This window comes from Bacteroidota bacterium (assembly GCA_016718825.1).
Taxonomy (GTDB): domain Bacteria; phylum Bacteroidota; class Bacteroidia; order J057; family JADKCL01; genus JADKCL01.
The window spans coordinates 1-20,974 of the sequence record JADKCL010000066.1; the positions used below are offsets into that span (position 1 = coordinate 1).

Genomic DNA, 20,974 nt, shown 5'->3' on the forward strand with positions numbered 1-20,974 from the left:
GTCGGCGTTGTCGCGGAAATCAATCCCGACGCTGCCCACAAACGCAAAGCCCAAGGTTGGCTCGACGAATTGTACGAGGACCTGCCCACCCTGATGACCCGCATTGCGGAGGCAAAAACCAAAAAACAAGCCGTTTCGCTGGGTTATTTGGGCAATATTGTGGACCTCTGGGAAGCACTGTTGGCTGCAGATATTGCGGTCGAATTGGGCTCTGACCAAACTTCGTTGCACAATCCGTACGCAGGAGGGTATTACCCCACCAACATCGGTTTTGAGGCTTCGAATGCCATGATGCGTGACAATCCAGCCCAATTCAAGCAGGAGGTCCAACGCACATTGCGTCAGCACGCCGAAGTCGTCGCCAAAATGGTCGCCAAGGGCATGTATTTCTGGGATTACGGCAATGCCTTCCTCCTCGAATGCAGCCGCGCAGGTGCCGACATTCAAAAGCCGGATGGACGCTTTATCTACCCAAGTTATGTGGAAGATATTATGGGTCCGATGTGCTTTGATTATGGATTTGGGCCCTTTCGTTGGGTTTGTTGCTCGGGAAAGGACAGCGATTTGCGCATTTCGGACAATATTGCGGCCTACGTGATCAAAGATTTGATTGCCTCCTCCCCTGCCGAAATCAAGCAGCAATTGAGCGACAACCTGCACTGGATCGAGACGGCAGAGAAAAATAACCTCGTAGTGGGCAGCCGCGCGCGGATTTTGTATGCCGACAGCGAAGGAAGGATCCAAATTGCATTGGCATTCAACAAAGCCATTCGGGAAGGCCGCATTTCGGCGCCGATTGTATTGGGGCGCGACCACCACGACGTCAGCGGTACGGACAGTCCCTACCGCGAAACGGCCAATATTTATGATGGTTCGGGCGTGACAGCGGACATGGCTGTGCAAAACTTTGTGGGCGACAGCTTCCGCGGCGCGACCTGGATTTCGCTGCACAACGGCGGCGGCGTGGGCTGGGGCGAGGTCATGAACGGCGGATTTGGCCTCGTGCTCGATGGCAGCGCCGATGCGGACAGGAGACTGAAGAGCATGTTGCTCTGGGACGTGAACAACGGCATCGCAAGGCGCAGCTGGGCGCGCAATCCAGAAGCCATTTTTGCCATCAAACGCGAAATGGCAAGGACGCCGGGCTTGAAAGTAACCTTGCCCAATTTGGTCGCGGATGACGTGATGGAGGGGTTGTGAGATGGATGCGGATGTGATGGATCGGGTTGTTTTTTGCGTGATTCGGAGGGGCTAAATGTCCGGTACCGTCCTAAAGTTCAAGCCCTGCTTCGTCCTGAAATAGCTATACACTTAGGGGCGCTGAACCTGAACTGGCTATACACCCTTTTTATTGAACCTAAAATAGCTATACCCCCTCGTTGTCGAGCCTGAAATGGCTATACAGCCCTCGTATCCGAGCCGAAGGTAGGGATGTGGCTCAACGATTCCTAGGGTATGCCTATCTTCGCGTGTCGGTGAAGCGGACGGTGGCTCTGCTGAGGAGCAACCACCGAAGGAATAGCCCGACCCGTAGGCGTAATGCCGTGTCGGCCTCCGAGTGATTGGGGGGCCGCACTTTTATCGGCATACGCAATCGGCAGATGCCTGAAGAAACCTACGTCACGCTGGCACATCCTGCCTCCCTTTGCGCTGATGCCAGTATTTCCACCGCTTGGGGATCGGACCGCTCATTTTGTGGGCCTCTGCTGGCGAGAGGGTAATCGATACTCCCGTGTGGCCCGCTCGTAGTTGTAAATCTCGATGGCCTCCTGCACTTTCTCCCAAGCCTCCTCGAACGATCCAAACTTCATCTCAAGTCCCTGCTCGTCCTTGAGGATGCCGTTTACGCGCTCGGCGATGCCGTTGTCCCTGGGATCGCTGTCCTCAGTCATACTGATGCGGATGCCTCTTGCGATAAGAATCCCTGTATGCGCGTAGCAGGCGTATTGGCTGCCACGGTCGCTGTGGTGGATCAGGTCGATGTCGCCCTCTGGAAGCGTTGCCAAGGCCATTTCAAGTGCCACGATGGTCTGCTCGGCGGTCATCAAGAGGCTGAGGTTGTAGCCGACGATCATGTGCGAGTAGGCATCGGTCACCAGACTCAGGAAGCAGAAGCAATCCGTCAGCGACAGGTAGGTAATGTCCGACACCCATTGCTGGTTCGGGCCTGTGGGCACGACGCCCTTGACGAGGTTCGGATACAGCGGGAAACCGTGGTTGGAATCCGTCGTCCTTGGGCCAATGCGCCGCTTGACCTTGATCGTCATCCCGGCATCCAGCAGGATCTCGTGGAGCGTGTCCCTGCCCACTTTCAGGTCGTTGTTGGCCAGCGAACCCTCGATCTTGTGATAAAGCCTGCGTGTCCCGAGCTTGGGCTGGCGCCTCCTCACCACCGCGACAATTGCCAGTACGGCGACCTTGGTCCTTTCCCACTCTGTTTCGCTCCAAATACGGTCATAATATGCGTGTCGCGTCTTCCCGAACAGCTCGCAGAGCACCCTGACGCCGATGCCCTTGTACTTCGTGTGCATGCGCTTTACTGTTTGGAACCATACTTTTTTCGAAGGTCTTGCCCAAGCTCCTCCCCGGCCACCTCGATTACCGTTTCGGCCGCGAGCAACTGCAATTGCAAGTTGGCCAACCTTGCCCTCAAATCCCTGTTTTCCTGTGCCAATGCACCCTCTTGCTCATCCCCCTTGTCTAGCACCGATTTTCCGGCTGCGCAATCTCGCCATCCAGTGCCTTGATCCAAACTGAGACCGTACGTGGATAGACCAAGCCCGCCTCGGCCATTGCCTCCTCGACGGTCATGTACCCGCCCTGGACGGCTACCGCAAGCCGGCGGCGCGTGGCAGCATCGGGTCTTGCCTTCGCAGGCCAATCCATCAACGCGCCAGACTTTTTCAGCCAATCGCGAACCGTCGACTTGTCAACCCCTAGTTGCTCCGCAACCTCACGCCGCGTCATCGTCCCGGCAAGGATTGCATCCACCGCAGCTTTCTTCTTCGCAGGCGAAACATGGGCAATTATCTTGCCTACTTTTCCGTCATTCTTACTCATGTCTATCTTCCAAATTAATAGTTACACACTTTTCAGGTGTATAGCTATTTCAGGTCAAGACACCCTCCGCACTAGAAAAGTAATCGGTGAAATATTCTTGGCCTTGTCTCAATCGGGATTACAATTTCGGCAATGGCCCGAAGGGCCTAAATGTGGATAGCCGTGGACGAAGTCCATGGTTCGAAATGCAAACAAATACCAAGGCCGGAGGCCTTGAACAACCGTCTCGATCAAAACAAATACTTCTCCTCAAATTCGATGCCATTTTCCCTGAGCAATCTTCGGAATTCGTCCTTCGAAGATTCAGTCTTATGATGCTCCTTTTGGTTCCGTACATAATTGACGATCATATCCCTATCCCGAATATTATAGGTAAATGCACTATAACCTTCCTGCCAACCTTCGAATTGCGGGAAAAGGCAGTTTGCCTTCATCCAAATACTGCTTGCAACCTTGATATCCTGCACGTATGATGACAATGAAATGGTCGGATGCAAATCGCTAAAGATGTGTATGTGATCTTCTACTCCATTAATTTGGAACAGTTTGCACTTTTTTGCTTGCACTACCCCCCAAATGTATTTATACAAATCCGTACAATTTTCGCCTGAAATCGTTGGTTCCCAATGTTTTGTACCGAACACGATTTGATAATAAATTTGCCTATAATTTCCCATATTAATGAATTACCAGAGATTAGGTGGATGGTCTCCAAATGTACCAAAATTTCAGCGAAATCATTGGCTATTGAAGATCAATTTTTGCCAATTAACTTCATCCAATTTCATCGGAATGAGGAAATCCAGTGTTGGTGGAAGTTCAAGCCCTCCGGGCTTGGGTCTCAAAGGGGCCGTTTACCACGGACTTCGTCCGCGGCTATCGTTGTTCAAGCCCTCCGGGCTAGAAAGGCAATTGATTATTTGTTCTAAGCCTTATCACGATCGTGATTTCAATTCCGCCGATATGGCCCAGAGAGCCCCATTGGCTATAGTGGTACCGTCCTGAAGTTCAAGCCCTCCGGGCTTGGGTCTCAAAGGGGCCACTTACCACGGACTTCGTCCGCGGCTATCGTTGTTTAAGCCCTCCGGGCTAGAAAAGCAATCGGTGAAATATTCTTGGCCTTGTCTCAATCGGGATTACAATTTCGGCAATGGCCCGAAGGGCCTAAATGTGGATAGCCGTGGACGAAGTCCATGGTCCGTGATGTAACAAAAAACCAAGGCCGGAGGCCTTGAACAACCGTCTCGATCAAAACAAATGCTTCTCGTCGATTTTATGCCATTTCCACTTCTCGGGAAAACCGTTCCTCTCAGCATTTGCATTCCCCAGCAAAACCCGCTATCTTCAACCCATTCACCTTCAGACTACAAAATCATGAAAGCACTGCATACAATCCTCCTCTGTCTTCTATTGATGGTTCAAACGGCCTTTGCGCAGATACCTGTTCGGTGGCAGGCTGGACCGGAGGTCGGGTATGCGGTCACGGATTTCCCATGGAAACGCGAGGATAGAGGTATCAATTACCAAAGCGTAGAGACATTGATTCCGAAATTTAATCCGATGGTGGGCATGCGTGGAACCATGTTGCTGGGCAAACATTGGCTATTCGGAGCGAGTCTGCAATACCAACTGTCGGGGTACAATCTCAGGCGGAATGACGAATTGATTGAAGTAGACCATACCGTCACGCATGACATTTTCCATTCGCAGCGGTACCACAAAATTGCTATGCCGCTCAGCTTGACTTACCGCTTCAAAATCGGGACTATGCACCCCTTTGTTGGATTCGGATACCGCGCCGCTTGGATCAACCATGTACGCAACCGGGGATACTATCAAACGGTCTCGCCTGACAGTTCAGAACTCAACACTTACCTCCCTTATGACATCCAAAACTCTCATCCTTCGCAACAGATGATACGCAGATGGGTTCCACAGGTAATGTTTGCCATGGGTGCAGAAATTGGCGAACATCTCAGCTTTACCCTCAATGCCGCTGCAGGCAGCTTTGGAATTCCAACGGGGATGGATTTCTCCGACCTTTACCGCACCTACCGCAACCGCGAACTGTTTGCGACCCTCTCCTACCGCCTCTGGTAGTTTGCCGACAATTCGGATTCTTCTTGTTGTCTTTGAAGGAATTCCACCTAATTTTGCACCGCAATTCTATAAAGGAACCTGCGATCAAAGTTTTCAACACGGAATTTTTTCAAAAACAAAACATGAAACAAGTTTTTCTTCCTCTCCTTTTGCTCCTTCTTGTCGTTCAATCCGCATTCGCACAAAACCTCGCTCCGCTTGGAAATGGTGAATATTCCACCTCTGCCAATGACGTCGTGGCAGGCATTCCACCGACCCCTTACAAGGTCATGGCTACCGTGGAAAAAAGCGAAAAAGACAAATTTACCCTGTCTGTCACCACCAACGGTCGCTACGGCAGCGATGTCGATTTTGCCCGCTTTGAAGGCAATGTCTTCGCTCCGGTTGACAATGAAGGCCTCTGGATGACCCCGACCAAGAACTTCATCGTGCTGTATCCTGGCGTGGTGATGGAACTCTACGTCACGAAAGGCCTTGACAATGCCCCTGAAATCGACCGCGTCGTAGCGATCGCCCCCAATGGTGCAAAATTTGGCGACCTCAAAAAATCGGCCAAAGACCATGCCGAGGCATTCAAGTTTGTGGAAATGAACAACAAACTTGCCAAAGCCAACGAAGCTGTCAAGGTCAAGGTAGCGCAAGAAAAGGCCGCCAAAGAAGCCGCAGCCGCCAAGGCAGCCGAAGAAAAGAAGATCGCCGACGAAGCCCGCCGCGCTGCGGATGCCAAAGCCCGCGAAGAGGCCAATGCCAAAGCAGCAGCCGACAAGGCTGCCCGCGACCAAGCTTATGCCGGTCGCACTGCAAGCATCTCCAAAACCGACTTCTGCACCGGCATCACCAAGTATGCAGGCATGACCAAGTCGCGTTACAAAGCTTTGAAGGGCAAAATTTTGCCTGCTGATGATCTCTACGGCGCAGGTGATACGACCTTCGCAGCCACTGAAGTGCTTCCCCTTTTTGACTTTGGCATCGTTCAGACTCGCCACAAAAGCAGCAACAACGCAACAGACTTGGCCTTCTACATGGAGCTCAACAGCGTCAATGACGTGCATTCACACTATGATGTGTTGCTCGCCCGCCTCAAAACCTGCATGACTGAAAGCAAAGGATGGCGCTCCATCGACCATGATGGAAGCTTCACATGGTACAGCGACAAATGCTGGGTCAGGTTGCACAAGAAATTCAACAGCTACAACGACAATATCCCTGACAATACTTTGGAGCTGGAAATCACTCCGAAATAGTCACCGTTGGAGCCTTTTGGTTCTGACTTCAATCAAACAGGCCCTCCAAATCGGGGGGCCTGTTCGTTTTTTGGGGTATTTTATTCCAGCGAATGCGTAGCGGAATTAACCGCGCAATCTTGGACGCACCAACCGTCCTGTTTCGTCGGTATGGCTGTAGCGCTCCAAACAATTTTCAATCAGGTTGCGGATCACGTCGTCGAAGGAAAGCAATCCCTCGGCAAGAAACGTACTGCAAAATTCAGCGTTTTTCCCGAGGTGCGATTCGGGTGTTAATTCAATGATTTCAAATGTATTGCGGTTCGTAAGTTTACCGTCGATGCGCATGTACTCGACCTTGTCGAGGTAATGAAACAGCCTTTTGCAAGCTTCAAAGAGGCCATCCCAAATCTGATCCTTGATATTGCGCATGCCGAGGGTATTTTCGGCGACGTATTTGTCATCGAAGGCATACAAATTGTGCATCAAAAAAGTCTCGTCATTGAGGACGTAACGTTCGCCGGCGGCCCATTCACGGATATAATCGCCGTAACCAATCATACAGATGGAAACTTCTTTCCCTGAGACAAATTCCTCGGCAATGATGGGACCACCAAATTCGGCGAGGAGCTCTAGCGCGAGGGCGCGGGCAGAAGCGTGGTCGCGCACGAGGTTCCGCTGCGTGATGCCGAGCGACGAACCCTCAAACATGGGCTTTACCACCAACGGAAGGCGCAATTCTTCGATCAAGTGCAAATCAGAGGCATCCCGAATGGCGAATGATGCGGGCGTATCAAGACCGAGGTCTCGGCAAAGCAATTTGGTAACGTGTTTGTCGTTGCAGATGCTTTTAGCAAAGGCGTCGCCACCGATGTATTTGAGTCCTGCGGCTTCGCAAATGGCGGGATTGAGCGCGTGGCGGTTCTTCGAATGGATTCCCTGCCAATAGGGAAACACCAAATCTGCGCTGTGTTTGTGAACGTTGGCGATGAGTTCGGCGGGAGAAGTATAGAGCTGCACATCGTAGCCGGCATCACGAATGCCCTGCGTCATTTCCTCGACATAGTACCGGTGGATGCGGTCTACTTGGCGGTTGAGCGGATTGGCTGTGCTTTCGTCGAAATCAATGTCATCTGCGACCAGGACAATTTTCATTGCGTTTTTGCGCCTCGGCGGGGGGTTATTGGTGAATCAAACGGAATGGAAGAACACCAAACGAATTCGGTCCCATCCAATCAAGGCCAATAATCTGCAAAAGATCGCAAAGATTCAATTTTGATTTGTGTAGCAGCTATTTCTGGCCACCCTCCCACGAAGACACAAAGGCACGAAGACTTGAAGCATTGACTTCGTGTCTTCGTGCCTTCGTGGCAAAAATCAAACCAAATGAAAATCAGTTGGCTTTGGGAGCGACGGTGACCAAAGCTTTTGCCTTGGCGATTGCTTCCTTGCTTGCTTTGACCTGCTGCTCGAGCAATGCGGCCTTTTCTTCGACCTGCTTGATGAGCGCCTCTTTGGTGGCGATGATGGTTTGGTCGGCTTTAGGATCGGCCTTCATGGCCTCCACTTGTGTCTTTACTGCCTTGATTTGGTCCTTGGCAGAAACGACATGGACTTCTTCAGCAGCGATGACCGTTTCGGCAGTTTCCGTGACCACTTTGTTTTTGGAACGTGCTTCTTCGGCGCGTTGCTGACCAAAATCACGGCCTTCTACAGTCTTTTCTTTGCCGTAAGCATTGCCTTGACCGTTGTTTTCCTTGACCTTGTCGGGCTTGGAACCGTGGGCATCATTGGCATCGTGCGAACCGGATCCGCCGGAGCCTTCGTCGCCTTTTTCCTTGGAACCTTGGTTGCCATTGTTCTTTGGATCCTTGATATCCGACTTCGAACCCTGCTTGCCATCCTGTGGATCAGAATGGGTGCTCACCCCAACCACGGCGGGTTTGCCATCTGTCGCCGTCGAAGGCTTGCCCAATTGCGTAGGTTTTCCGGTAGTGGCGCCACCGCTGCGGTCAGTAGGCTTGCCAGTTTCCTTGATTTCTTTTTTGTCATTGCCTTTGCCTTGACTGTTGCCTTGCGCAACGAGGTTGCCCATCAGCAACATGCCGATTGCCAAACTCAATGTATATTTTACTGTCGATTTCATCGTTTTCGAATTCAGAGGGTAAATCAATTTTCGTTCAGGATTTTCAAGAGGGAATCCAATTCGCGGGAGGTTTTTTCCGCTGCAGCCTTGGTGGAATCCACCGCATAGTTGGCAGCCTCAATTTGGAGAATCTCCTGTTTGGCCTTTTCCTGCTCTTCGGCAGATGGACCGCAACCCACAAAAGCCAAAAGGCCGAGGGCAGCAACAAACATCAAACTAGCTTTTTTCATTTTTTGAATGACTTTAATTCAATTTGGGTGCAAAGATAGTGGATTCCGTGTTGTTGGGAATGATTTTCGGATGGGATGGGATTTTTTATTCGTGTAAGATTTTGTTTTTTAGGTAGCCACGCCGTCATGTCGACCGGAATCCTCAAGGAGCGTAGCGACGCAGAGGATGGAGCGGAGACATCTACCGCAGATACACGCAACGCAATCACCACCCCGTCATGTCGACCGGAATCCTCAAGGAGCGTAGCGACGCAGAGGATGGAGCGGAGACATCTGGAACGCGGAAACACCGAATACACCGTCCTGTCCGAACCGATGCATAACAGCTTTGGTGCAGAACACTGGAGCGAACAGATTTCTCCGCGCGCATTTCAGCTTGGTCCTCCGCATCGCCTCCACTCTCCGCTTCGTTACGGCTGCAAATCGCTCCGCCTCCACTCCGGTCGACATGACAAAAACGCTCTGCCTTCACATCAGTCGACATGACAAAAACCTCAAACCCGCACACCCGAAATCTCCTTCACATCCCCGGGCTGCATGTCGCCCAGTTTGAGGGTATGCAGGCGCCACCGCACGAGTCGCAGGGTCGGAAAGCCAATGGCAGCGGTCATTTTCCGCACTTGGCGGTTTTTGCCTTCCTTGATCGTGATCGACAGCCAACAATCGGGAATCGTCGCCCGTACGCGAATGGGCGGGATACGTGCAGGCAAATCAGGCGCAGGTTCGAGCCGGCGCACCGTCGCTGGCAGGGTATAATAACGCTCCTTCTTCACCGTAATGTCCACACCGCGGCGCAATTTTTCCAAGGCACCTTCGTTGGGAATTCCCTCCACTTGCACCCAATATTCCTTTTCGATTTTTTGTCCGAGCAAAACCGCATTCATTTTGGGATCATTCGTCAGGAGCAACAGCCCCTCGCTGTCCTCATCCAGCCGCCCGACCGGATAAACATCCTTGGGAAAATCATGCAGCTCCGCCAGCGTCCGTTTGGAAGGGTCATCCGTGGAGAACTGACTCAAGACGCCGTAAGGCTTGTAGATGAGGAAATAGCGGTGGGACATGCGACCAATCAAGCAAATTAAACGCTGCGAAGGTCGGGAATTTCTGGTAAAATCTGCCGAATCCCTTACCGCACCACCACAATTCGTCTGACAGCCATTGTCCTTCCCGAGCCTTCGATTTGCAGAAGGTGAAGGCCGGCGGGGAGTTTTGAGACATCGACTTGCAGCCTGCGACTACCTGCCACAAGGGTAGATTCTGCTTCGAATTCACCAAGGCTATTCAAAATGCGGACTTGAAGCGGCGTTTTGGCAACCGCTGACAATCGCAAGGTAACAACATCAGAGGCCGGATTGGGCGCGATCGAAAAGAGGGGTGTTCCCGGCGATTCGATCCCGATTATCGTGCTCAGGTCGAGGCAGGTTCCCCAGGATTCCGAACCCTTTTCGTAGCAATACATTCGCCGCCATGCATAGCCGCCGACAGAACTGTACGACGATTCGATTTCTCCGAGACCATTGGCGAAGCTCTGCGACCAATCGGCATCCATCGGAATCATTGCATTGGCGCAGGAATCGTAGAAAGTAGTCTTGAGAAAATCCATTCGGATACGTCCATTCGTCCCTGCCATCGAGCGCATCCCGTTTTGGCAATAGTCGCTCAGCAGGGTTTTGACTGCGGGATTGTGTTGGTAGGGCAACAGTCCGACGCGCAGGTAGGGCAAGGAATCAAACGAAATTGTATCCGGCGCAGGTGCTATATAATTGGTATCCATGGCTTGGGCGGCGAATTGATAATACTGAAGCTGCTCTTGCATCACAGCATAGGCAAATCGGCTGCCGGGAACTTGGGCATTCACTACCGTGCTGAAATAGCCGCTGTCGGTTGCCGGAAAACTCAATTCGCGGTAACGGTAACGGTAACCAAAATGATCGGCGGGATCCCAATCAAAAATTTGGGCATAATCGGGAAGTGCGCCTCCCAAACCCATGGCAGGCAAGCCCCAAAGTTCGAAGGCAGGAAACTCCACCAAGCCCCCGAAATTGACAAAGGGCAGGAAGGAAAAAGTCTCCACGAATCCATGCGTGCGGCTCAACGCAAGATGTTGGCCCGTCGATAGCGAAATGTACTTAACCGAATCCGGCACGCCCAAAACGGTGCGGAAGACGATGCTATCCACCTGCGCCGTCACCGCGCCTTGCCAAGTCCAGGAATTGCCGATGGCTGCCCGCGTTTCCAACCGAAAGCTGTCTCCCCGACTGCTGACAAACAGGCAAACACCGTCTGGAAATTCCAACACCTTCCGGCCGAAACAATGATCTTGTTCCAAGGCGTAAGAACCTGTGATTGAACCCAAAACCGTTCCGCCGCAAGTCAATTGGCTATCCGAAAGCATCACGGGTCGGTCCATGCGGTAGAAATAATGGGCCATCGCCGCGCCTTCGACCACGACCGAATCCATATTCGCCGCAAAAAACCAAGTGTCGGCACTCCCTTGCTGACTGAAAGTATAAAGATGCGGCCCATTCGCAGGAAATGGATGCCAAGTTTGGGATTGGAGCGTGGTTGCGGGGAATAGGACGACGAGCATTCCTAAGCCAACAAGCAGCGCGCTTTCCAGTATGTATTCTTTTTTGCCATTGGTTGAAGGTACAATTTTGGGAGGGAAATCCCTCAAGGGGTTGGGGTTTTGAAGGATGGGAGGCGGTTTGAAGCTGTGGGAGGCTGTTTTAGAATTTCGGCAAAGCCTTCGGAAATGTCAAGCCTTAGGATGGTGCCGTTGGGGTTAAAAGTCAAAATTGTCATTCCTTCGTGTACAAAATTTGCTCGACCTTATTTGGAAGATGAGCTAGAAAACGAATCAGGTTAATTCCATTTCAGCGATCAACTGTTCGAAGAATTACACTTTCAATTCTTGCCAAGTACACGACTGCCTGACTTTCGTAATTGACTGAAATCCAATCGTCAAAAATGGAAAACTCATGTTTTTGGTCTCCCATTCGAATCACGAAGCCAGATTGCCAGCCATGGACCAATGAATTGGAAGGCTCGTCAAGTTTTGCGTTAAGTATTGCATCCTTATGACTTGCAAAATCATCAAAAACAACCATGCCAAACAACGATGCTGTGACTCCTTCTGAAACCTGATAGGCCTTGGATAGGCTCCTGCCATCTTCCATCCAAATAAGATAATAATAATCTCTTGAGCCTGGCACGCAACCTGAACAATGACGGTAATACATTAGCAACGAATCGACACCGTTATTCAATAGAGAGTCCCAATCTTGCCTCACCAATTCGCTTGGGGAAGTACGCAAATTACCATGGTTCACAGAAGTATCCTTACAACCGATTGCAAGCAAAAGGATAAAAACCAGTGAAATCAGCGTTTGACAAATTCTCATACATTACATTGTAAGTGCCTGCATCACAGCACCCGCACCGTCGAGCGTCACCCACGGTGTGCCGAGCCAGTCTTTGAGGATCCTATTTCGATTCATCGTCCCATTTTGAGTAATTTCCGCAAAACCGTCGGAAATGTCAAGTCTCAGAATGGTGCCGTTGGGGGGCACTTTTGCGGCTTCCATGCGTTGTCGATAAGTTTTCCATTCGTTTTCGAGGAAGTGGTTGATGCGGGTGACGGTGCGCCGCACTCGGCGTCGAGTTGACGCAATGCCAGGTCCGCGTTGCCACCCGGCGACGAATAGAGCGGCTCCACGAGTCCAGCGACGGTGTAAAGCGGTCTACCATCTGCTGCGTGAGGTGCTCGAGGCCTTTTTGGTTTCTCGGGTCGAGGTATACTTCCATCAGAACGCGGATGCTGTCCCGCACCGGTTTGCCGACCTTTTTGAGGGAATCCCGCAGGGTGTCGCCGACATTTTCCAGCAGCTTTTCGTAGCGGTCCATCATCTCACGGGCGTCGCGGACTTGCTCGAAGGCTTGCGTTCCTTTGCGCACAAGTCGCAGGTAATCCGCAATTTTAGCTTCGCGAATGGCCATCTTTTCGCGGTCATACACAATCCTTGGATCGGGCAAAATCTGAAAATTGCTGCTGTCTTTGAGGGCGCCATGCAACACAACAGCCTTGTATTGTCCGGGCGGCATGTCGGGTCCACCGGGAATTTCCAGTTGCCGTGGAAACTTGTTGTATTTCGAAATAGCTGCCATTCCGGTCAAACTGCCAGCGAAATTCAAAAAATCCGGTGTCGGCTTTGGTGGAATAGGTCCGGACCGAGTCGCCTGCCAAGGTTAGGATGTGCACTTTGACCATGTTTTTGGGCGTGACTTCGCCGGGGCCTTTTTCCGGTTTTGGCACTTCGGCACCTCCGTTGCTTTTTTTTTCCCCTTCGAATCCGCATTTTCCTTCTTCGCATCAGCCGTTTTCGCCTTGGGAATGCAGGCTTCAGCTCCGGTGTTTTCAGATAAACTTGAAAATTGGCGCCCCTGACCGCGATTTCCATCTCCAAAATCGGCTGCGCCATTGTACCGGAATCCATCCACGGAACGGTATTCAGCGGCGATGGCATCTTGGATTGGAAGCAAGTAAAACTCCTTTTCCAGCAGGGATTTGCCTCCTTTGGCGAGCATTCTCAAGCTGCGAATGTCATCGATCATCCACAAAGCGCGGCCAAATGTCGCGATGATGAGGTCGTGTTCGCGGGGATGAATCTTCAGGTCATTGACGGGAACGGAAGGAAAATCGTTTTTCCACTTCGTCCAATTTTCTCCAACGTCGATGCTGACATAGAGGCCGTGATCGGTGCCGAGGAACAAAAGGTCTTCAGCGACAGGATCTTGCACGATGCTCAGGCAATGCCGCTGACCTTTTTGCCGTCCGCAATCCGGCGCCATGTCGCCCCGAAATCGCGGGTATGGTAGGCATAAGGTTCCCAATTGTTGCGCCGGTAATCATTGAGAATGACAAAGGCTTCACCGACATTGATTTTGCTGACTTCAATTTGTGGAATCCATGCGCCCTTGGGTGCATCGGGCAATTTCCCGATCAGATTCGTCCAGTTTTGCCCGCCGTCGCGGGTCAATTGCAGGTTGCCATCGTCCGTGCCGACCCAAATCAGGCCCTTTTGCAGCGGACTCGGCGCAATCGCCAATATTGTGGTGTAGTTTTCGGCGGTGGTCGCATCCAACGTCAATCCGCCACTTTTGGCCTGCTTTTGCTTGGTGCTGTCGTTGGTGGTCAATCCGGTGAAAGAGTGCCAACTTGCGCCCGCGTCCGTGCTATGGTGCAGAAACGGATCGCCAATAAAGGTCGTTGTCGTCGTGCGGATCCAAGGCCATACCCGCATTCCAATTGAACCTCAATGCCTTGCCCTCAGGATGAATGGGCCGAATGTCGATGCTTTCGCCTGTTATTTTGTTCCACGACGCACAATCCACCTTGCGACATGGCATATACGACCTGCGGATCATTGCGTTTGGCGGCGACATCAAATCCGTCCCCAAACATCACCTCCCGCCAATGATAATTGCGAATGCCGCCTTCGGCCCAGACCTCCGACGGACCGACGTAGCTGCCATTGTCTTGCAAGCCGCCCATGATGTTGTAGGGTACCTGCATGTCGTAATCGACGTGATAAAATTGTCCGAGCGGCAGGTTCTCCACCAAGGCCCAAGACTTGCCGCCATCACGCGAAATGGCGATGCCACCGTCGTTGCCATCGATCAGAAATTCGGGATTATTCGGATCGATCCAAAAGGCATGGTGATCGGGGTGAACGCCCGAAAAACTCACCAATTGGGTAAAACTTTTGGCGCCGTCTTCGCTGTAGGAAATCGTGCTCCAGAGATTGTAAACGCGGTTTTCATTCTGCGGATCGACAAAAATTTCGGCATAATAAAAGGGACGGTTGCCAATGTCGTTTCCGCGCGCTTTTTCCAGTTGAATCCATCGTCGTGCGCTACGGTAATGGCTGGCACTATCGGATTCGTGAGGCATAAACGACATCTCGGTTTAGAGCGGGAAAATGCCAAGCCCATTCGGCCCAATTTGCCCGCTGGAAGGCCATTTTTCTCCGTTTGTTGTTGCCAGGTTTTGCCTCCGTCGAGGGTCATGTACAAGCCCGAACCTTTGCCACCCGAGGTGTAAAAACCAGGTTCGCGATGTATTCCCACATCGCAGCGAGCAGCTTGTTGGGATTGCTGGGTCGATGACCAATTCGGCACTGCAACCCGTTGTATCATTCACGAAGGACCTTCTCCATTTTAATCCACCCACGACGGTTTGAAAACGCCGATGCTTGTTGGGAGGCTAAGCCAAAGACCGAGTGCGGCGACGTAAACGACATTTTTCATTGTTGGGATCGACTTGATGATGCGGTGAATGGTTTTGGTGTTTTCCAGGCCCATCATCTGCCAAGTGCGACCCGCGTCGAGAGGGCTTTGTAGATGCCTTTTGCTTGCTGTTTGCGAATTCCGCGGATTGCCTTCGCCCGTTCCTGCCCAAATCACGCTTGGATTTTGTTGAGGTAACCGCGGCAGCACCGATCGACAAAACGGCTTCCTTATCAAAAATGGGTGCCCAGACGGTCCCGCCAGTTTCGCTTTTCCAAGTCCGCCGCTCGCCGTACCTGCATAAATCGTCGAAGGGTCAGTTTCCACAGCCACAACGTGACGCGCCCGCTCATGCCTGCAGGAATGGAAATGCAGCGCGGTTTGAGTTTTGAACTTGGAAAGGTAACCGTTTGGGCATCTGCGAAGGGTAATCCTGCCAGGATCAGGGTGGCAAGGAGCATACGGAAAATGCTCAACAGGAAATTCAGTCTTTTGCATCGCTTCCAGATTCAGGTGCCGAAAGTTAAGGCCAATCATGCGAAGAAAAAACGCCCGAGGCAGCGTGACGGTTGATTCTTGGCCTGAGTGTTGAAAATTTCAGCAATTACTTACCCTTCACTGCGATTCTCATACTTTCCCGCAGAAATCATGATGCCTTCATTAGAATCCATTGCCAAAGACCCACGTTTCATCGGGCAAACCGTGCAATCCGTTTTGAAAGCGATCAGCAAACCTATGACGACCACAGTACTGTCGATTTCACGCCGGGCAAGCTCAACGCCGCTGCATTTCTTTTCGAAGGCGATGGATGGATCTACTTCCTATCGACGAATTCCAGCATCAACCCGCCTTCCACCCTGAGCAGAAATGGGACTTGGACCTATTGTTGAAGGAAAAGGTCGCCCAAATGGAATTCGAAGCAGAATGAATTTTAGTGGGAATTCTAGTTCAAGGAAATAGTTCGAGAAGCCAACTCGTCTTTGCGGCCCTTTGCGCCGGCGCCTGTCCCGCAACCGGGGCGGTTAAACTTGGGGGCGGGGCTTTTCGTGTGCCTTGGTGCGCTTCGTGGCCAATCTTCAGAAATTCAAACCAATTTCAGAACCACGCTTCACCCGCACCATGACCGGATCGTCAAATACATACAGCCCAATGCGCAAATAATCAACCCAAAAAGACTCCCGCGCGAGTTCGACACCCGGCCGTGAATCCATTTTCCATTGAGCCCTGAAACTCCTCCGGCCAAAGCAAAAACTGGCCCCGACGATCGCCGCAATCATCGGAAACAGGCAAATAATCAATGGAATAGGCCTGAAAATGCTCAAACATGCATAACGACAGAGACATCCGTAGATGGCAATCCACGTCCAGCGGATCAGGGTCATTGTGTTGACGCACCAGGATGCCCCAAAAATCAAAGGCCAAAACAATTCCTATTCCCGTATGGACACGTGTTTCCATCTTGCAAAGGTGGGTGGCAGCCTGTTTCAAACCGCCATCAACCGGTTGGTTGCTGTTGATCCACGATCGCATCGGTTTTCTGAAGAATTCCTTGAGATCACTAATTTCAGGCCATGAAACGTGCGTATTTCAAGGCTTTGTTATTGTTGCCGTTTTGGATCGGATGCAGTGGCGGAGAATTGAAACCAAAATCGACGATCCAGGTTCGGCCGCCGGTGCAGAGCCCAAGGGCAAGCAGTTGATGACCCAATGCGGCAGTTGCCATACCGTTCCCTTCACCGTCGGATTTGGGTAAAAGCCCTGGAAAAATCCACATCCTCGTGCGCATGAAGCGCCTACATGGGCATCTACAACGACAAACCAGCGTACTACGATGTGTCCCTGAAAAATGGCTCGAGCCCGGTGTCGGCGGGCGGCAGGTGCGCGCGGCGGGCATTTATCCGTCTGAGCCGTGATGACCCGTCCGGATTGGGAGGCTTTGCGCGATTATATCGCGGCAATGCGCCAACGCTCGACAGGCGCTCCGGGATGTTTGCCGATTGAAAAGAGGTGGGCTTTTCGAGGCGCGGCCGTAAAGCCGACCGCACTTGCAGCCGTTGGATAGGCAGCGGTGGCGATTGATTCAGCACGCCGAAAGTTTATGCGGCATTTTTCCAGCAGAGCTTGCTTGAAATGAATCCCGCAGAGAAATTCTCGACCCGTGTCGACGGATTGTATGGCCCAATTATTTGAATCCCGCTGCGAATGGCTGCCATGGCCGAAATCAGGAGCATGAAGGGCGGTGACCACCCCAAAGGCGGCGTTTGGCGGGCAAATGGGTCCGGCCAAATCAAATCAAAAAGCCTGCGGTGCGCTTTGATTCATTGATGCGGCCGTGATGATCCAATAGGCCGACCTCGATCAAGGATAGGGGACGAAGATGCCGCCCTCGCCAGATTTGGCTGCCTATGGGCGAAATGTCTTGGCAGGAAAATCAAGGCGGGAAATTCATTCGGCATACTCTACCATTGACGGCACGGTTTCCATTCATGTCGGCGATTTCACGGCGACGGTTTGCCTGACATCCTGAGCCTCAAAGCCAATGCCGACGAACGCGTGGATTTGTACACCAACAAGGGCAACGGGCAATTCAAACTGAAATGCTGTTCCGTTTTAACCCGAGTTGGCAGCGCACCGCCATGGAAGTCGTAGATTGGGACAAAGGACTGGTCGCCTGGATTTCCTCGTGGCGAACGGCGACTGTGGCGATTATCCGCCGATTCTGAAAGGCGCCCTACGGCATCCGGTTGTATCTGAACAAAGGCAGTGATGTTTTTGAAATGGCGCATTATTTTCCATTCAACGGCGCTTATGGCTTGCGCGTCAGGACCTTGGCTTGGACGGCGATCCCGACTTAGGGGCGGTTTCCTTTATCCCGACTGAAGCCCGGGCCCGAAAAACTTTCGTCTATTTCGAAAATCAGGGGCAATTTCAAATTTCAGGCACTGGCTTGTTTCCCGAAGTTGGATTGGGAAGGTGGATGGTCATGGATGCCGAGGACATGGACGGCGATGGGGATGAAGACATTGTGTTGGGGCCTTCGACGTCAAAAGTGACGACTGTAGCAGGCGACCACCGACCAATGGATCAAGGACGATGTGCGGTTTTGGTCTTGGAGGAATTTGACAAAATCTGGGAAATAGCGCATCCAGACCAAATATTTGCAGAAAAATTTCCCAGAAATGTTATCTTGCTATCGATCAAAGTCGTCGGGAAGAATGAAAGGATTCTATTTACAGTATTGCTGCTGTTTGCAAGTTTTTGTTCGGGCAAACATGGCTCCATTCTGCCAATACGAGGTATGTACAACAGACGTTTAGGATGTCCCTGGCACGCAATTGACTGTCAGTACCTCTACACCTCCACCAATCCTGCTTCGGTGGATTTGGTTTCCAAACATGCCGATTACATGGAGATGTAAATTACTTGTTGCAGAACCCATGCAGAATTGACGACCGGCAGCGGATTTGCTTCTTCGCCAGCGGTTTTGTCCGCCGGATGAAAACACTTGCCGCCATGCCGCGATGGTGTACAATGGCACCTGGCTTTCGTTCTGTTGAATGGAAGCGCTCAATGGCCAAGTCGCGATGTCAGGGAACATGGTCGAAACAATCCTGCAAGCGCTTGTTGGCAACTATGGTTTGCTGTTTTGGTAGCGAACAATTCTTCAGTTTCATCGACGAAGTTCGGATTTGGGCAGTAGCGAGAACGCAAGCGCAAATCAAACATTTATGTTCATTCCTTGCCGACGCCTACTACCCAAACGGGCTTGTTGGCTATTATTCGTTCAACAGTGCGATCAATTTGCAAGAAATGCGCTGTTTAACGGCAACGTTGCAGGAACTGCAAGCCTTGGGAATGCAAAATCCGACGTATGGCATTGACGCCAGTTTGCGTGATTTTAGGCGGATCCTTTGATCGGTTTACGGTGAGTCCGGAAGGCGGTGGTTACTAACTGGATTGGGAATGGAATGAGCATCACACCGCAACATTTTTATTTGGAAACGGACCAGAAGCCATCCCAGTTGACTGCAATTCAAGACATTGAAGCGATGAGCAATTCGTTGTCGTTGGGTCATCAGCCGATACGGGCGACATGGTACCGACTCTCAGCGCTCCCTGCGAATAGCGAAGTGGTTTTGACCAATGCGGTGGAATTTGCGCACGAAACTGAAATGCGACATTCTTCATAAAAACAGATTGACAATCGGTGCAAGTATCTATCGCGGAACGGCAGGAGATTCAATACAGCGTTGCGACGTTTCTGGAAAGCGAATCCTTGACGGATGTGCCAGTTTCAAATGAATTGCGTTTCGATCTTCCGACAATGAATGGATTCTATCTCGTCAAACTGATGAGAGATCGGCGGACAGAAGAGTATTAGTTAGGAATAGTTCAATAATCCATCTCAACAGCCACGGCGGATACGAAAATACCATTTGATCCGCGATTGGCCCATTCCTTGCTAACAATCACTCTTTTGCTGACTCAGGATGTGAATTTTGTGGCAACATAACCGACCTCTCTCCTTGAGCTGGATTTACAGACCAATCAAATCCATCTATCAAGTTATTCGAGAAAATCCATCTGGCTGAGGCACAATAAACGAACTTTTGCATTGTTTTACACCGTATCACCTCGAATTACAAGGATGGCTGCCATCATGTTGGCATCTTATAACTGCTACTTAAATTTTTCCTCTCAATGTTTGAAGTAGAATGGTGTGGGGGAAGCTGTGTAATCAACTGTGTATGTTCCCTTGTTCGAGAATAAAACCGCCAATATGATACGGTGGGCAACTGCCAATCTTCGGAGAATCCCTTTAAAATAGTATTAAGGTCTCATGCACATCCGGGCCATCCACACCAATAATTGCTTTCACGTACGTGTCAGCAATGAAGTTTTAAACTTGCAAGAATTCCATTGTTCCAATGCCCGATCATTGCGGCGAAACCATGAAAATCAGAACCAGGGGCTCTCGTCACGAATTGCCGAAACGATGGCCTAAATTCCAGTGATTAACAATACAATAACATTATAATATTTTTTCATCCCTCCTTTTTACGAAACACCTTCCCTCACCACAAATGCGATAAGCAGCATCAACTCTGCGACAAACCGCTCGGTATCAATCGCAATTCATGAAACTGCTGATCCTTTGCACCAATCCGATTGGAAAATTTCGCGGACCCGCCGATTACCAATGATCGGCGCTGAACGCCTCGGAACTTATGAGTTCAAAGCGTTTAGTGATTGCATTTGGGAACGGATTGGGGCAAACCAGCCCCAAAACATAGCCCGATTGGCCGGGACGCACTTCAATGACAAGGTGATAATGGTTGGTGCCACGCCATCAAACGCGCCGACGGTAATAATTGATGGCGCACGCAGATAATCAAGTTATGAAGCGCGTAGGCTCTGCCTTGCGTGGTCAAAGACGGCGCACAAAACTAATTTCTGAAAAGCTATCGCACCATCGCGCCTTCATCCATTCGACGAAAAATGACGTTGTTCATCGCTGGTCTGAAGATCAACTCCCCTGATCCTCAATACCATTCCCAAGGCTCACCAATTCGATGGGCAAAATGCAGCCGTTTGAGGTCGCCGGTGAGCATGAGGTCCCGGTTGAATATTTAGCAAAGCCATCCACCATCACCTCGCAGCCCGTCGAGGCTGGCAGCGGGAGGCCAGTATTTTACAGGCGCAGATTGCGGCATCGCCCGTCGGCGCAGTAAATCAGACGCCCCAGGTGGCGCACCTGATTGGCGACATTGACACGATAGATAAAATCTGCGCCCCGTTTCCGCCAGGATCGAATTCTGGCGGAGATGTTTCGGCCGTTGTCGGTTACGTCCATTGATTCAAATGTTGGCGGCAATCGAAAATTTGTACTAAACCGTATTTTCCAACCGCGTAATGGCATTGGCGCC

The 20,974-nt window shown here is 51.2% G+C and carries 23 protein-coding genes; 7 read left to right on the forward strand and 16 right to left on the reverse strand.

The genetic code is table 11. The annotated features are described in order from the left end of the window. The coding region (locus IPN95_30305) for a urocanate hydratase (GenBank protein MBK9453606.1) at nt 1–1,200 on the forward strand (1,200 nt) is incomplete at its 5' end. A 488-nt stretch (nt 1,201–1,688) separates the two neighbouring features. Here the strand turns inward: IPN95_30305 and IPN95_30310 are convergent. The 4 genes from IPN95_30310 to tnpA form a co-directional block, all read right to left on the reverse strand. Next, a complete protein-coding gene (locus IPN95_30310) occupies nt 1,689–2,531 on the reverse strand; it encodes an IS3 family transposase (GenBank protein MBK9453607.1) in 843 nt (280 codons plus the stop codon). Nucleotides 2,532–2,536: 5 nt separating this feature from the next. Continuing rightward, a complete protein-coding gene (locus IPN95_30315) occupies nt 2,537–2,707 on the reverse strand; it encodes a hypothetical protein (GenBank protein ID MBK9453608.1) in 171 nt (56 codons plus the stop codon). Next, nucleotides 2,701–3,060 (reverse strand): helix-turn-helix domain-containing protein, encoded by a 360-nt coding sequence (locus IPN95_30320; GenBank protein MBK9453609.1) that lies wholly within the window; start codon nt 3,058–3,060, stop codon nt 2,701–2,703. The genes IPN95_30315 and IPN95_30320 overlap by 7 nt, the downstream gene beginning before the upstream one ends. Before the next feature lie 230 nt (nt 3,061–3,290). Continuing rightward, nucleotides 3,291–3,737, reverse strand: a complete 447-nt coding sequence (tnpA, locus tag IPN95_30325; GenBank protein ID MBK9453610.1) for an IS200/IS605 family transposase — start codon at nt 3,735–3,737, stop codon at nt 3,291–3,293. 697 nt (nt 3,738–4,434) lie between these two features. On the opposite strand from tnpA, the gene IPN95_30330 reads away from it, so the two are divergent. Together IPN95_30330 and IPN95_30335 are read left to right on the forward strand one after the other, a co-directional pair. Then, the gene (locus IPN95_30330) at nt 4,435–5,160 is read left to right on the forward strand and encodes an outer membrane beta-barrel protein (GenBank protein MBK9453611.1); all 726 of its coding nucleotides are present in this window, start codon (nt 4,435–4,437) and stop codon (nt 5,158–5,160) included. A gap of 122 nt (nt 5,161–5,282) precedes the next feature. Beyond that, complete coding sequence (locus IPN95_30335) at nt 5,283–6,404, forward strand: hypothetical protein (protein MBK9453612.1); 1,122 nt, start codon at nt 5,283–5,285, stop codon at nt 6,402–6,404. A 105-nt stretch (nt 6,405–6,509) separates the two neighbouring features. On the opposite strand, the gene IPN95_30340 is transcribed toward IPN95_30335, so the two are convergent. From IPN95_30340 to IPN95_30395, 12 genes are all read right to left on the reverse strand, one after another. Further along, a complete protein-coding gene (locus IPN95_30340; GenBank protein MBK9453613.1) occupies nt 6,510–7,538 on the reverse strand; it encodes a hypothetical protein in 1,029 nt (342 codons plus the stop codon). A gap of 238 nt (nt 7,539–7,776) precedes the next feature. Next, complete coding sequence (locus IPN95_30345; protein MBK9453614.1) at nt 7,777–8,529, reverse strand: hypothetical protein; 753 nt, start codon at nt 8,527–8,529, stop codon at nt 7,777–7,779. A gap of 23 nt (nt 8,530–8,552) precedes the next feature. After that, nucleotides 8,553–8,759 carry a hypothetical protein gene (locus IPN95_30350; GenBank protein MBK9453615.1) on the reverse strand — a complete coding sequence of 69 codons (207 nt, stop codon included), beginning with the start codon at nt 8,757–8,759 and terminating at the stop codon, nt 8,553–8,555. Between the two features lie 494 nt (nt 8,760–9,253). Next, nucleotides 9,254–9,820, reverse strand: a complete 567-nt coding sequence (locus IPN95_30355) for a pseudouridine synthase (GenBank protein MBK9453616.1) — start codon at nt 9,818–9,820, stop codon at nt 9,254–9,256. 65 nt (nt 9,821–9,885) lie between these two features. Further along, on the reverse strand, nt 9,886–11,349 hold the full coding sequence (locus IPN95_30360) for a T9SS type A sorting domain-containing protein (protein MBK9453617.1): 1,464 nt from the start codon (nt 11,347–11,349) through the stop codon (nt 9,886–9,888). A 286-nt stretch (nt 11,350–11,635) separates the two neighbouring features. Next, nucleotides 11,636–12,163 carry a hypothetical protein gene (locus IPN95_30365; protein MBK9453618.1) on the reverse strand — a complete coding sequence of 176 codons (528 nt, stop codon included), beginning with the start codon at nt 12,161–12,163 and terminating at the stop codon, nt 11,636–11,638. Between the two features lie 136 nt (nt 12,164–12,299). Further along, nucleotides 12,300–12,926 carry a hypothetical protein gene (locus IPN95_30370; GenBank protein ID MBK9453619.1) on the reverse strand — a complete coding sequence of 209 codons (627 nt, stop codon included), beginning with the start codon at nt 12,924–12,926 and terminating at the stop codon, nt 12,300–12,302. A gap of 81 nt (nt 12,927–13,007) precedes the next feature. Beyond that, nucleotides 13,008–13,610, reverse strand: coding sequence for a hypothetical protein (locus IPN95_30375; GenBank protein ID MBK9453620.1), 603 nt, complete (start codon nt 13,608–13,610; stop codon nt 13,008–13,010). Further along, nucleotides 13,565–14,062: a hypothetical protein gene (locus tag IPN95_30380; GenBank protein MBK9453621.1), complete on the reverse strand. Its 498-nt coding sequence runs from the start codon at nt 14,060–14,062 to the stop codon at nt 13,565–13,567. Before IPN95_30380 ends, IPN95_30375 begins: the two co-directional genes overlap by 46 nt. Before the next feature lie 26 nt (nt 14,063–14,088). Continuing rightward, nucleotides 14,089–14,712: a hypothetical protein gene (locus IPN95_30385; protein ID MBK9453622.1), complete on the reverse strand. Its 624-nt coding sequence runs from the start codon at nt 14,710–14,712 to the stop codon at nt 14,089–14,091. 266 nt (nt 14,713–14,978) lie between these two features. Then, nucleotides 14,979–15,545: a hypothetical protein gene (locus tag IPN95_30390; protein MBK9453623.1), complete on the reverse strand. Its 567-nt coding sequence runs from the start codon at nt 15,543–15,545 to the stop codon at nt 14,979–14,981. A gap of 663 nt (nt 15,546–16,208) precedes the next feature. Continuing rightward, nucleotides 16,209–16,505 (reverse strand): hypothetical protein, encoded by a 297-nt coding sequence (locus IPN95_30395; protein MBK9453624.1) that lies wholly within the window; start codon nt 16,503–16,505, stop codon nt 16,209–16,211. Between the two features lie 339 nt (nt 16,506–16,844). Here IPN95_30395 and IPN95_30400 point away from each other — a divergent pair, with 339 nt between their 5' ends. From IPN95_30400 to IPN95_30415, 4 genes are all read left to right on the forward strand, one after another. Continuing rightward, nucleotides 16,845–17,048 carry a hypothetical protein gene (locus IPN95_30400; protein MBK9453625.1) on the forward strand — a complete coding sequence of 68 codons (204 nt, stop codon included), beginning with the start codon at nt 16,845–16,847 and terminating at the stop codon, nt 17,046–17,048. 832 nt (nt 17,049–17,880) lie between these two features. Next, complete coding sequence (locus IPN95_30405; GenBank protein ID MBK9453626.1) at nt 17,881–18,465, forward strand: VCBS repeat-containing protein; 585 nt, start codon at nt 17,881–17,883, stop codon at nt 18,463–18,465. A 5-nt stretch (nt 18,466–18,470) separates the two neighbouring features. Further along, nucleotides 18,471–18,962 carry a hypothetical protein gene (locus IPN95_30410; GenBank protein MBK9453627.1) on the forward strand — a complete coding sequence of 164 codons (492 nt, stop codon included), beginning with the start codon at nt 18,471–18,473 and terminating at the stop codon, nt 18,960–18,962. Nucleotides 18,963–19,015: 53 nt separating this feature from the next. Further along, nucleotides 19,016–19,237 (forward strand): hypothetical protein, encoded by a 222-nt coding sequence (locus tag IPN95_30415; GenBank protein MBK9453628.1) that lies wholly within the window; start codon nt 19,016–19,018, stop codon nt 19,235–19,237. The last annotated feature ends 1,737 nt before the right edge of the window (nt 19,238–20,974 follow it).